Below are 11,588 nucleotides of genomic sequence, written 5' to 3'. Positions count from 1 at the left end.
ATGTCGCCTCGAGTTGCTGTTCGCTGGCCTTCGGTCCAGGCCTGCATTTACCCAAGCGTGGCTTCGACGAGCGCAACCAGGCGCCCGCACACCGCTTCCGCCTCATCGGCGGTCGGCGCTTCGACCATCACGCGCACGAGCGGCTCGGTGCCGCTCGGGCGCAGCAGCACGCGCCCGCGGCCCTCGAGCGCCGAGTGCTCACGGGCGACGGCCTCGTGCACCTCCGCCGCCTGCTCGAGCGCGCCGCGGTCACGCACACGCACGTTGACGAGCGTCTGCGGCAGCTTCTCCATCCCGTGGCGATCCGCGAGGTTCGTGGCGCCGAGCGCCTCGAGCGTGAGCAGCGCGGACGCGATGCCGTCGCCCGAAGGCACGAAGTTGCGGTCGATGATGTGGCCGGACTGCTCGCCGCCGAGCGACCACTCGCGCTCACGCAGCGCCTCGAGCACGTAACGATCGCCCACGGACGTGGTCGCGACCTCGATCCCGTGGTCCGCCATCGCCGTGTGGAAGCCGAAGTTGGTCATCACCGTCACGGCGACGCCGTTGCCGGGCAGCCGGCCCTGCTCGCGCAGGTGGATCGCGGCGAGGGCGATCAGCTCGTCGCCGTCCACGACCGCGCCATTGCGGTCCACGGCCAGCATGCGGTCGCCGTCGCCGTCGAACGCGAAGCCGATCTCGTCGTCGCCGGTCTGCATCGCCGCGCGCAGCCGTTCCATGTGGGTCGAGCCGCTCTTGTGGTTGATGTTGCGCCCGTCGGGCTCGTGCGCCATGACGCCGATGTCGGCGCCGAGGCGGCGGAAGATCTCCGGCGCGGCGCGGAACGTGGCGCCGTTCGCGCAGTCGATCAGGATCCGGCGGCCCGTCAGGTCCAGAGCGGAGAACCGCTCGTGCAACGCGCGCAGGTAGTCCTCGAGCGCGCCGTGGAACGTCTGCACCCGGCCCGGGTGCTCCCGCACGACGGGCGGCTGCTCGAGCGCGGCCTCGATCTCGGCCTCGGTGGTGTCCGACAGCTTGTAACCGTCGCCGCCGAAGAACTTGATCCCGTTGTCGCGGTACGGGTTGTGCGACGCGGACAGGACCGCGGCGAGATCGAACCCGTGACGGGCGATCAGCAGCGGTGCGCCGGGCGTCGGCAGGACGCCACCGAGCAGGGCTTCGCCCCCGGCCGCGGCGACGCCCGCGGCCACGGCGGCTTCGAGCATCTCGCCCGATTCGCGCGTGTCGCGGATGATGAGGACGCGCGGCGGACGCCCGTCCTCACGCCGGACGCGCGCCGTGGTGGCGCGCGCCAGGGACAGGGCGAGCTCCGCAGAGAGGAACTCGCCCGCGACACCGCGGACTCCGTCGGTGCCGAACAGCCTGCGGGCGGCGCTTGAAGGCGCCGCAGCCACTAGCGCTTGGAGAACTGCGGCCGCTTACGGGCCTTCTTGAGGCCGGCCTTCTTGCGCTCCTTGACGCGAGCGTCACGCGTGAGGAAGCCGCGGCGCTTGAGCTCGGAGCGAAGGTTCGGATCGGCCTCCAGGAGCGCCTTGGAGATGCCGTGACGCAGCGCGCCCGCCTGAGCGGAGACGCCACCACCGTGCATCGTCGCGACGACGTCCATGCGGTCTTCGTAGCCGACCGTCTCGAGCGGCTGGCGGATCGTGCGCTGCAGCGTGTGACGCGGGAAGAACTCATCCAGCGACTTCGCGCTCTTGGCGACGCCGGTGATGAAGTACTGGCCCGTGCCCGGCTTGAGCGTCACGCGCGCGACAGCCGTCTTGCGCTTGCCGGTCGCCTTGTAGCGAGCACCGGCGGCGAGGTCGATGGAAGCGTCCGCGATCGTCTCGGGGAGCTCTTCGTCACCCTCGGTCTCGGTCTCTTCCTCGGCGTCCGGGTCCTCGTCCTCGCTGTAGCGATTCCGCGACTCCTCGCCCTCGCGGACGATGTCGACCTCGAGGTCCATGCCCGGGATCGCCGGCTTCACGCGCGGCGTCTCGTCTTCCTCGATGTACTCGAGCTCGTCGTCACCGTCGGCGGCCTTCTCGGCGGCGTTGGTGATCGAGGTCTCTTCAGCAGCCTTGATCTCGGACTCGCCCGGCGTCTCGTCGACGATCGCCTGCTCGCGATCGAGGGCGTCGGCGCTCGGGGTCTCCTGACCGCCGACGACGTCCTCCGAGGAGATCTCCTCGGGCTCGGGCGTCTCGTTGACGTTGTCGTTGCTTTCGGCCATGGCTCCTACTTGCTCGAGATCAGCGCCATCGGCTGCGGCTGCTGTGCAGTGTGGGGATGCTCCGGACCCGCGTAGACCTTGAGCTTCGTGAGCTGCTTACGGCCGAGGCGGTTGCGGGGCATCATGCCCTTCACCGCGAGGCGGATGACCTCTTCCGGCCGGCGCTCGAGCATGTCGTTCAAGGTGCGGGACTTCAGACCGCCCGGGTAACCCGAGTGGCGGTAGTACATCTTCTCAGCGCGCTTCTGCCCCGTCACCGAGATCTTCTCCGCGTTGATAACGACGACGAAGTCGCCGGTGTCGATGTGCGGGGTGTAGGTCGGCTTGCGCTTACCGCGCAGCGCATCGGCGATCTGAGTGGCGAGACGTCCGAGGGTTTGACCCTCGGCGTCGACGACGAGCCAGTTGCGCTCGCGGTCGGTGGGCTTGGCGACGTAGGTCTTCATTCTTTACAAGGCGTGGATGCACCACGCGAAGACCGCGCGGCGACGGAGCATGATAGCGACCGCTGCCACCCCTCCCGAATCTGAACCCCGTCTGTTCGATTGACCAGTACGCGGAACGGAATGGTCCGCATAGGTTCATCTCATGCTCATCTCCAGGAGGGAAAGGGGCTGTTCCCGCCGGCGCATCGCGGCGACGGTCCTCACCATGGTCACAGCGTTGGTCGCTGCTCCGGCGGCGAACGCGGCCGACGTACGCCTCGCGGGTACTGATGTCGTCGGCCAGTTCGGCAGCGGCGCGTTCCCGGGCGGCGCCGAGGTCTACAAGACGGCGGGCAGCGCGGACGGCACCGCCTCGTCGATCTCGATCTACTTGGCGCCCGACTCCGACGCGTCGGCGGTCGAGCTCGGCCTGTACAGCGACGCGGCCGGTCAGCCGACGACGCTGCTCACGTCCGCGCGCAAGAACGGCCTGACGGCCGGCGCGTGGAACACCGTCCCGGTTCCCGCGACGGAGATCGAGGACGGCACGCCGTACTGGATCGCCGTCCTGAACCCGTCCGACGGCACCGGCGGCCTGCGCTGGGCCGACCGCGTCGAGGGCGGCGGCGGGCCCGAGCAGGGCAGCGGCGCACCGGACCTCACCACGCTGCCGGACGAGTGGGTGAGCGGTCCGATCTTCAGCGACGGCCCGCTGTCCGCGTACGTCACCGGCGCGGAGGCCAACGACGCCGAGCTGGCGGCGACCCCGTCGGCGCTCAGCTTCTGGTCCACGCGCGGCGCCGGCAACCCCGCGCCCAAGCAGGTCGCGATCACCAACCTCGGTGACGGCTCGCTGGCCTACAGCGCGACCGAGAACGGCAGCTGGCTGACGATCGCCGGCGCCACGGGCAACACGCCCGGCACGATCACCGCCTCGATCAACACGACCGGCCTCGCCGCCGGCACCTACAACGCCACGATCACGGTCACCGCGCCGGGCGCCGACCCGCGCGCGATCCCGGTCACGCTCACGATCAACGACAAGCCCGCGACCAACAACCTCGTCGGCGCGTGGGCGTTCGAGGAGAACAGCGGCGACACCGTGCTCGACGCGAGCCCGCAGAAGAACTCCGGCGCCATCCAGGGCGCGACGCGCACGAGCAGCGGCCGCTACGGCCGTGGCGTGAGCTTCGACGGCCAGGACGACTGGATCACCGTCGCCGACGACTCCTCGCTCGATCTCACCAACGGCATGACGCTCGAGGCGTGGGTCAAGCCGGACACGCTCGCCAACTCCTGGCGCACGATCCTGATCAAGGAGCAGACGCAGAACCTCGCGTACGCGATGTACGCGGGCACGGACGCCGGCCTGCCGAGCGGTCACGTGTACACGGACTCCGACAAGGGCCTCTCGGGCCCGACCGCGCTGCCGCTGAACCAGTGGTCGCACGTCGCCACGACGTTCGACGGCTCGACGCTGCGGCTGTACGTCGACGGCGCCCAGGTCTCCACGATGGCCGTCACGGGGCCGGTCACGGTCTCCAACGGCGCGCTGCGGATGGGCGGCAACGCCGTCTGGGCCGAGTGGTTCGACGGCACGCTCGACGAGGTCCGCGTCTACAACCGCGCGCTCTCGGCGAACGAGATCCTGGCCGACCGCGACACGCCGATCGCCAACGGCTCCGGCAGCGAGCTCTCGCCGCTCGAGAAGCTCAAGGCGCTGCTGCTCAAGCTCCTCGCGAAGTGGAAGAAGCACTTCGGCGAGTGGACCTGGCACGGCCACCGCGGGTACTTCCACGGCGGACGGTAGTTGCTCCATCCAGATTCATAGTTATGATCCCGGCCGGCTCCTAGGAGTCGGCCGGTTTCGTCTTAGGAGGGCGGACCCCGGTCCAGTGGCGCTTGGTCGGCGTTGACAGAGGGGATTCGTGGGTCGCAGTCTGCGGACAACCGCATACGTGCTCGTAGCCATGGCTGGGTTCGCCCCGGCCGCGCCGGCGCAGGTACCGGCACCGACACCGGTGCCCACCCCGGCGGCGCAGTCCGCGCCCGCCACCACCGTGATGGCTTCCTCCCCGGCCGCCGTCGCCAAGGTCGACTGCGTCCAGGCCTGCGGCATCGCCGGCGCCTCTCGCACCGGGTCCCTGCTGCGGGTGCGCGGCAAGGCGCTCACGCAGGCCGACGAGGTCGTGTTCATGGGCGGCGTCGGTGACGCCGACGACGTCATCGCCGAGGCGCTCGTGCGCCGGAAGACGTCCACGGACGTGCGGGTGCCGATGGGCGCCGTGTCCGGCCCGGTCGCGGTCGTGGACCGCTCGGGCGCGCTCACCGCGCCGTCCGTCGTCCCGCTGACGGTCGAGGCGGCGCCCCCGACGGGCATCGTCGAGTTCGGCCTGCGCGCCCCCACGTTCTTCTACGACGCCGCCAAGCCCGCGACGCTCGGCTACGTCGTGCACGGGGCCGCTCCGGTGCCGATCACGGTCGATCTCGCCCGGGTGAGCGACGGCGTGGTCATCGCGCACTGGGACCTCGGCGCGGTCGCGCCCGAGGTGCCGCAGCAGCTCACCTGGAACGGGCTCGCGAACAACAAGGTGCAGTCCACGGGGCGCTACGAGTTCCGCGTGGTCGCGGGCGGCGTCGCGCAGCCGCCGGTGGCCTTCGCCTTCGCGCGGGACCGGTTCCCGATCCTCGGCAAGTTCACGTTCGGGACGGGCGCCGCGGCGTTCGGCGGCGGCCGTGGGCACGAGGGCCAGGACGTCTTCGCCAGCTGCGGCACGCCGCTGGTGGCCGCGCACGGTGGCGTCGTCAAGTTCGCCGGCTGGCACGCTCGCGGCGGCAACTACCTCGTGATCGACAACGAGGGCACGGGCACCGACTACGTGTACATGCACCTGCGCGACGTCCCGCTCGTGGCCAAGGGCGCGCGCGTGTTCACCGGCCAGCCGATCGGCTTCGTGGGCGCTACGGGCCGCGCCAACGGCTGCCACCTGCACTTCGAGTCGTGGACGGCGCCGGGCTGGTACTCCGGCGGGGCGCCGGTCGACCCGCTCGCGACGCTCAAGTCCTGGGCGGCGACGAGCTAGTGTCGCGAGTCGGAAGTTCGGGCGCAGATAGCGGGCCCGATCGTCGTGGCTGGGCCCGCCGGTGATTCCAGCGCATACCGGGTGTACGTGCGGGATCGCCGGCGGCCGCCAGGCGCGGCGAGACGCCCGGTAGCGGCTCGCGAACTTCTGAATCGGGACATTAGTAGCCGCGTGGGTGCGCCTGGTGCCAGCGCCAGGCGTCGCCGACCATGTCCTCGAGTGAGCGTTCGGGCGTCCAGCCCAGGCCGCCGTGGGCCTTGCCCGTCGCGGCCACGAGGCGCGGTGGATCGCCCGGGCGGCGCGCGGCCTCCTGGACGGGGATGTCCACGCCGGTGACCGTCCGCGCCGCCTCGATCACCTGACGGACCGAGAAGCCGGTCCCGCTGCCGAGGTTGAAGATCTCGTGGCCGCCCGGCTCGGTCTGGTCGAGCGCGAGCAGGTGGGCGCGCGCGAGGTCCTCGACGTGCACGTAGTCGCGGACCGCGGTCCCGTCCTTGGTCGGATAGTCGGTGCCGTAGACCGAGACGTGCGGGGTGCGACCGGCGGCGGCGCGGAGCACCAGCGGGATCAGGTGCGTCTCCGGCTCGTGGTCCTCGCCGAGCGGGCCGCTCGCGCCCGCGACGTTGAAGTAGCGCAGGGAGATCGCGCCGAGGCCGTGCGCGCGGCACTCGTCGGCGATCATCCGGTCCACCGCGAGCTTGGAGTTGCCGTACGCGTTCACGGGCGACGGCGGCTCGTCCTCGGAGATCGGCACGTGCTCGGGCTCGCCGTAGGTCGCGCACGTCGACGAGCACACGAGCCGCTGGACGCCGGCGGCGCGCATCGCGTCGAGCAGGTTCATCGAGGCGACCACGTTGCCGCGGTAGTACCACTCGGGGCGGGCGACGGACTCACCGACCAGGGCGAGGGCGGCGAAGTGCAGGACGCCGTCGAAGCCCTGCTCGAGCACGCGCCGGGTCGCATCCGAATCGAGCAGGTCGACGTGCTCGAACGTCGCGCCCTCCGGGACGGCCTGGCGATGGCCACGGTAGAGCGAGTCGAGCACGGTCACGTCGTCCCCGCGGGCCAGCAGCCGGCGAGCGACGATGGACCCGATGTATCCGGCTCCGCCGGTGACGAGGAGCCGCATGAAGAGGGGGCGATCGTAGCGACGTGGCAAGCTCTCTCGGTGCGCGTATTGACAGTCGTGGGCAACCGCCCGCAGTTCGTGAAGGCGGCGGCGGTGTCCTCGCGGCTGCGGGCCGTCGGTGAGGAGGTGCTGGTCCACACGGGCCAGCACTACGACGACGCGCTCTCGCGCGTGTTCTTCGACGAGCTCGCCCTGCCGCGCCCGGAGCATCGCTTCGAGCTGGGCGGCGGGTCCAACACCGAGCAGACCGCGCGGATGCTGTCGGCGATCGCGCCGCTGCTCGAGGGCGTGGACGTGGTGCTGGTCTACGGAGACACGAACTCGACGCTGGCCGGCGCGCTGGCCGCGGCCCAGGCGGGCGTGCCGGTCGCGCACGTCGAGGCCGGGATGCGCTCGTACGACCGCTCGATGCCGGAAGAGCTCAACCGCGTGCTCACCGACCATGCCTCCTCCCTGCTGCTGTGCTCGTCGGCGGCCGCCGCGGACACGCTGCGGGCCGAGCAGGTGGTCGGCGCGGTCGAGGTGGTCGGCGACGTGATGGTCGACGTGTTCGAGCTGCTCGCGCCGCGGGCCGATCCGGCGGTGCTGGAGAACCTCGGCGTGACGTCGGGCGAGTACCTGCTCGCGACGGCGCACCGCGCGGGCAACGTCGACGACCCGGCGCGGCTGCGCGCGCTGGTCGACGTCTTGACCGGGATGCCGCTGCCGGTCGTGCTGCCGCTGCATCCCCGCACGCGCGCGCGCCTGGACGAGGCCGGGTTGCTCTCGGCGCTGGACGGTGTGATCGTCGCCCCGCCGCTCGGCTACCTGGAGTTCACGGCGCTCGTGCTGGGTGCGAAGGCCGTGCTGACCGACAGCGGCGGCGTGCAGAAGGAGGCGTACCTCGCCGGCGTGCCGTGCATCACGCTGCGCTCGACGACCGAGTGGCGCGAGACGATCGACGCCGGCTGGAACGTGCTCGTGGACCTGGACGCCGATGCGGCGCGGCTCGCGTTGTCCCGGGACGTGCCGAGCGAGCGGCCGCCGCTCTACGGCGACGGTCACGCGGGCGCGCGTGTCGTCGACGCGCTCGTCAGGATGGTGGGCGCATGATCGACTCCACCGCCGTCATCGCCGACGACGTCGTCCTGGGCGAGGACGTCCGCGTCGGCGCGTTCGTCGTCATCAAGCCCGGCACGGTGATCGGCGCCGGCGTCGAGATCCAGGACGGCGCCGTCCTCGGAAAGTCGCCGTCGCTTGCGCGTTCCTCCACCGCGCCGCGGGCGGCCCTGGACGGGCTCGTGATCGGCGACGGCGCCGTGATCTGCTGCGGCGCGATCGTCTTCGCAGGCGCCTCGATCGGAGCCGGCGCGATCGTCGGCGACCAGGCCTACGTCCGCGAGCGCGCCGTGATCGGCGAGCGCACCGTGATCGGCCGCGGCTCCTGCGTCGACAACGACGTCCGCGTGGGCGCGCGCGTGAAGGTCCAGACCGACGTCTACTTGACCGCGTACTCGGTCGTCGAGGACGACGTCTTCGTCGGCCCGGGCGTGTGCACGACGAACGACGACACGATGTCGCGCCACGATCGTGAGTACCAGCTGCGCGGAGCGGTCATCCGGCGTGCCGCCCGCGTGGGCGGGGGCTCCGTGCTCACGCCGGGCGTCGAGGTCGGCGAGGAGGCGTTCGTCGCGGCGGGCGCGGTGGTCACGAAGGACGTGCCACCACGCACGGTCGTGATGGGCGTGCCGGCCCGCGTCGTGCGTGAAGTACCCGACGCGGACCTGCTCGAGAACTGGCGCTAGGCCGGAGCCAACGCGGCGGCCGCGGCGACGACTTCGTCCGCCTCGGCACGGCTGAGCACCGGGCTCACCGGGATCGCCAGGTTCGTCCGCGCCGCCTCGTCGGTGCCGGGCAGTGTGAGCCCCGCGCCCCACTCGTGCATCGCGGGCTGCAGGTGTGCCGGGGTGCGGTAGTAGGCCCGGGCGCCGATGCCGGCGTCGTTCAAGACCGTGCGCAGCTCGTCCGCGCGCTCGGACCGCACGACGTACAGGTGCCACGCGGGCCGCGAGCCCGAAGCCGCGACCGGCAGCGAGACGAGCTCGCCGAGCCCCGCCTCCTCGTAGTGGCGACCGGCGGCGCGGCGGCCGTCCGCCCAGGTGTCCAGGTGCGGCAGCTGCACGCGCAGGATGCCGGCCTGCAGCTCGTCCAGGCGCGAGTTGTGGCCGACCATCTCGAAGGTCTGCTTGTCGCGCGAGCCGTGGAAGCGAAGCGTGCGGACGGTCTCGGCGAGGATGTCGTCGTTCGTGGTGATCGCGCCACCGTCGCCGAACGCGCCGAGGTTCTTGGAGGGGTAGAACGACCAGGTCGCGATCGTGCCGAGCGCGCCCGGGCGGCGACCGTCCTCCAGCACGGTGCCGGCGGCCTGGGCGGCGTCCTCGAGCACCGGGACGCCGAGCGCCTCGATCTCCTCGACGGGCGCGACGTTGCCGAACAGGTGCACGGCGATCACGGCCTTGGTGTTCGCCGTCATGACGGCCTTCACCGTGTCCGGCGTGATCAGCATCGTCTCCGGGTCCACGTCGCAGAAGACGGGGCGCGCGCCCGTGTGCGGGATCGCCTCCGCCGACGCGTAGAACGTGAACGACGGCACGATCACCTCATCACCGGGGCCGACGCCGAGCGCGCGCAGCGCGAGCACCAGCGCGTCGGTGCCGTTGGCCACGCCGACCGCGTGATCCGTGCCGGTGTACGCGGCGAACTCGGACTCGAACGCCCGCACCTCGGGGCCGAGCACGTAGACGCCGGCGTCGAGGATCGCGGAGACCTTCGCGCGGATCTCGGAGTCGATGGCAGCGAGCGGCGCGGACGTGTTGAAGAGCGAGACGGCCATGCGTCTCACCCTAGCGAGGCCTACTTCCGGTGCTTGCGGCGCACGGGCGGCGGCACGTTCTTCTGCGCGCGCAGCTTCCTCCGGCGACGCTCGTCGACCTCCTTGAGCAGCAGGAAGACGACGGCACCGCCGAGCACGCCGCTGAGGACCCCCGGAACCCAACCGGTCCGGGGGCCGAACGTGCTGATGTACAGCGCGGCGAAGATCGCGCCCATGAGCAGGCGCGAGCGGAACCCGAGGAGGTGCTCCTCGATGCTCCGCTCCTTGTCTTCCTGTTCCTCTACTCCCACTCGATGGTGCCGGGAGGCTTGCTCGTGATGTCGAGCACGACGCGGTTGACCTCGCGGATCTCGTTGATCATCCGCGACGCGATCTGCTCGAGCAGGTCGTACGGGAGCCGTGCCCAGTCGGCCGTCATCGCGTCGTCCGACGTCACCGCGCGGATCGCCACGACGTAGCCGTAGGTGCGCTCGTCGCCCTGCACGCCGACCGTCCGGATGTCCGGCAGCACGCAGAACGACTGCCACAGCTCGCGGTACAGGCCGGCCTTGCGGATCTCGTCCTGGAGGATGAAGTCCGCCGCGCGCAGCGTGTCCAAGCGCTCCTTGGTGGCCTCGCCGCCGACGATGCGGATCGCGAGCCCAGGCCCCGGGAACGGCTGACGCCAGACGAACTTCTCCGGCAGGCCGAGCTCCGCGCCGACGGCGCGCACCTCGTCCTTGAACAGCGCCCGGAGCGGCTCGACGAGCGCGAACTCCATGTCCTCCGGCAGCCCGCCCACGTTGTGGTGCGACTTGATCGTCGCCGCGCCGGTGCCGCCGCCGGACTCGATCACGTCCGAGTACAGCGTGCCCTGGACGAGGAACTTGGCGTCGCCGAGCTTGGCGGCCTCCTCCTCGAAGACGCGGATGAACTCGGCGCCGATCGCCTTGCGCTTGGCCTCGGGCTCCGACACGCCCTTCAGCCGATCCAGGAAGCGCTTCTCCGCGTCCACGGCCACGAGCGGCACGTGGAACTGGTCGCGGAACGCGGCGATGACCTGCTCGCCCTCGTCCTGGCGCATCATCCCGTGGTCCACGAACACGCACGTCAGCTGATCGCCGACCGCCTTGTGGACCAGCAGCGCCGCGACACTCGAGTCCACGCCGCCGGAGAGCCCGCAGATGACCTTGCCGTCACCGACCTGCTTGCGGATCGCCTCGACCTGCTCGTCGATGATGTTCGCCGCCGACCACGTGCGCGACGCGCCCGCGATGTCCTCGAGGAACGTCGTCAGCACCTGCTGCCCGTAGGGCGTGTGCACGACCTCCGGGTGGAACTGGATGCCGTACAGCCCGCGCTCGACATCCTCCAGCGCCGCGACCGGCGACTCCGTCGAGGACGCGAGCGGCGTGAAGCCCTCAGGCGCCTCGTACACGGTGTCGCGGTGCGACATCCAGCACTGCTGGGAATCCGGCGTGCCCGCGAGCAGGCGGCCGTGCTCGGCCACCGTCAGCTGCGAGCGGCCGAACTCACCGACCTCCGCGCCCTCGACCTTGCCGCCGAGCGTGAGGACCAGCGCCTGCATGCCGTAGCAAATGCCGAGCACGGGGATCCCGAGCTCGAGCAGCTCCGGGTCCAGCTTCGGCGCGCCCGGCGCGTACACCGACGCGGGCCCGCCGCTGAGGATCAGGCCCTTCGGCTTGCGCCGGCGCACCTCGTCCACACCCACGTGATGCGGGAGCAGCTCGGAGAACACGCCGAGCTCACGCACGCGACGCGCGATCAGCTGGGAGTACTGTCCGCCGTAGTCGAGGACGACGACTTCATCGGTGGCCACCTCGCGCTCGAGCGCCAGCTCCTCGACCGGCTGATCAGCCGGAAG

At 71.2% G+C, this 11,588-nt stretch carries 11 protein-coding genes; 4 read left to right on the top strand and 7 right to left on the bottom strand.

The features are described 5' to 3' along the window. Nucleotides 1-47: 47 nt before the first annotated feature. The 3 genes from glmM to rplM all read right to left on the bottom strand — a co-directional run bounded on the left by glmM (nucleotide 48) and on the right by rplM (nucleotide 2,661). Nucleotides 48-1,394, bottom strand: a complete 1,347-nt coding sequence (gene glmM, locus OJ997_RS08295; protein ID WP_270024604.1) for a phosphoglucosamine mutase — start codon at nucleotides 1,392-1,394, stop codon at nucleotides 48-50. Continuing rightward, nucleotides 1,394-1,948, bottom strand: coding sequence for a 30S ribosomal protein S9 (gene rpsI, locus OJ997_RS08290; RefSeq protein ID WP_372517883.1), 555 nt, complete (start codon nucleotides 1,946-1,948; stop codon nucleotides 1,394-1,396). The genes glmM and rpsI overlap by 1 nt, the downstream gene beginning before the upstream one ends. Before the next feature lie 272 nt (nucleotides 1,949-2,220). After that, nucleotides 2,221-2,661 (bottom strand): 50S ribosomal protein L13, encoded by a 441-nt coding sequence (gene rplM, locus OJ997_RS08285; protein ID WP_270024603.1) that lies wholly within the window; start codon nucleotides 2,659-2,661, stop codon nucleotides 2,221-2,223. Nucleotides 2,662-2,866: 205 nt separating this feature from the next. Between rplM and OJ997_RS08280 the strand changes: the two genes are divergently transcribed. Beyond that, nucleotides 2,867-4,450, top strand: a complete 1,584-nt coding sequence (locus OJ997_RS08280) for a LamG-like jellyroll fold domain-containing protein (RefSeq protein WP_270024602.1) — start codon at nucleotides 2,867-2,869, stop codon at nucleotides 4,448-4,450. A 160-nt stretch (nucleotides 4,451-4,610) separates the two neighbouring features. After that, nucleotides 4,611-5,723: a M23 family metallopeptidase gene (locus OJ997_RS08275; RefSeq protein ID WP_270024601.1), complete on the top strand. Its 1,113-nt coding sequence runs from the start codon at nucleotides 4,611-4,613 to the stop codon at nucleotides 5,721-5,723. A gap of 160 nt (nucleotides 5,724-5,883) precedes the next feature. Here OJ997_RS08275 and galE read toward each other — a convergent pair whose 3' ends face one another. Beyond that, complete coding sequence (gene galE, locus OJ997_RS08270) at nucleotides 5,884-6,852, bottom strand: UDP-glucose 4-epimerase GalE (protein WP_270024600.1); 969 nt, start codon at nucleotides 6,850-6,852, stop codon at nucleotides 5,884-5,886. 39 nt (nucleotides 6,853-6,891) lie between these two features. On the opposite strand from galE, the gene wecB reads away from it, so the two are divergent. Beyond that, nucleotides 6,892-7,944, top strand: a complete 1,053-nt coding sequence (gene wecB / locus OJ997_RS08265) for a non-hydrolyzing UDP-N-acetylglucosamine 2-epimerase (protein WP_270024599.1) — start codon at nucleotides 6,892-6,894, stop codon at nucleotides 7,942-7,944. Continuing rightward, the gene (locus OJ997_RS08260) at nucleotides 7,941-8,636 is read left to right on the top strand and encodes a DapH/DapD/GlmU-related protein (RefSeq protein ID WP_270024598.1); all 696 of its coding nucleotides are present in this window, start codon (nucleotides 7,941-7,943) and stop codon (nucleotides 8,634-8,636) included. Before wecB ends, OJ997_RS08260 begins: the two co-directional genes overlap by 4 nt. Here OJ997_RS08260 and OJ997_RS08255 read toward each other — a convergent pair. From OJ997_RS08255 to guaA, 3 genes are read right to left on the bottom strand one after another with little or no spacing between them, the layout of a single operon-like run. Beyond that, nucleotides 8,633-9,724 (bottom strand): DegT/DnrJ/EryC1/StrS family aminotransferase, encoded by a 1,092-nt coding sequence (locus OJ997_RS08255; RefSeq protein ID WP_270024597.1) that lies wholly within the window; start codon nucleotides 9,722-9,724, stop codon nucleotides 8,633-8,635. The genes OJ997_RS08260 and OJ997_RS08255 overlap by 4 nt on opposite strands. 20 nt (nucleotides 9,725-9,744) lie before the next feature. Next, nucleotides 9,745-10,014, bottom strand: coding sequence for a hypothetical protein (locus OJ997_RS08250; RefSeq protein WP_270024596.1), 270 nt, complete (start codon nucleotides 10,012-10,014; stop codon nucleotides 9,745-9,747). Continuing rightward, the gene (gene guaA / locus OJ997_RS08245) at nucleotides 10,005-11,543 is read right to left on the bottom strand and encodes a glutamine-hydrolyzing GMP synthase (protein WP_372517882.1); all 1,539 of its coding nucleotides are present in this window, start codon (nucleotides 11,541-11,543) and stop codon (nucleotides 10,005-10,007) included. The genes OJ997_RS08250 and guaA overlap by 10 nt, the downstream gene beginning before the upstream one ends. Nucleotides 11,544-11,588: the final 45 nt, after the last annotated feature.

Origin of the sequence: Solirubrobacter phytolaccae (assembly GCF_027587195.1) — a bacterium.
Classification (GTDB): Bacteria; Actinomycetota; Thermoleophilia; order Solirubrobacterales; family Solirubrobacteraceae; genus Solirubrobacter; species Solirubrobacter phytolaccae.
The sequence above is the reverse complement of the archived record's forward strand: the minus strand, read 5'-3'. Positions and strand labels throughout refer to the sequence as shown.

Coding starts and splice junctions, on each gene's coding strand:
- OJ997_RS08260 (WP_270024598.1), top strand. CDS start 7,941: ATGATCGACTCCACCGCCGTCATCGCCGACGACGTCGTCCTGGGCGAG.
- OJ997_RS08275 (WP_270024601.1), top strand. CDS start 4,611: ATGGCTGGGTTCGCCCCGGCCGCGCCGGCGCAGGTACCGGCACCGACA.
- rplM (WP_270024603.1), bottom strand. CDS start 2,661: ATGAAGACCTACGTCGCCAAGCCCACCGACCGCGAGCGCAACTGGCTC.
- OJ997_RS08255 (WP_270024597.1), bottom strand. CDS start 9,724: ATGGCCGTCTCGCTCTTCAACACGTCCGCGCCGCTCGCTGCCATCGAC.
- galE (WP_270024600.1), bottom strand. CDS start 6,852: ATGCGGCTCCTCGTCACCGGCGGAGCCGGATACATCGGGTCCATCGTC.
- rpsI (WP_372517883.1), bottom strand. CDS start 1,948: ATGGACCTCGAGGTCGACATCGTCCGCGAGGGCGAGGAGTCGCGGAAT.
- OJ997_RS08280 (WP_270024602.1), top strand. CDS start 2,867: ATGGTCACAGCGTTGGTCGCTGCTCCGGCGGCGAACGCGGCCGACGTA.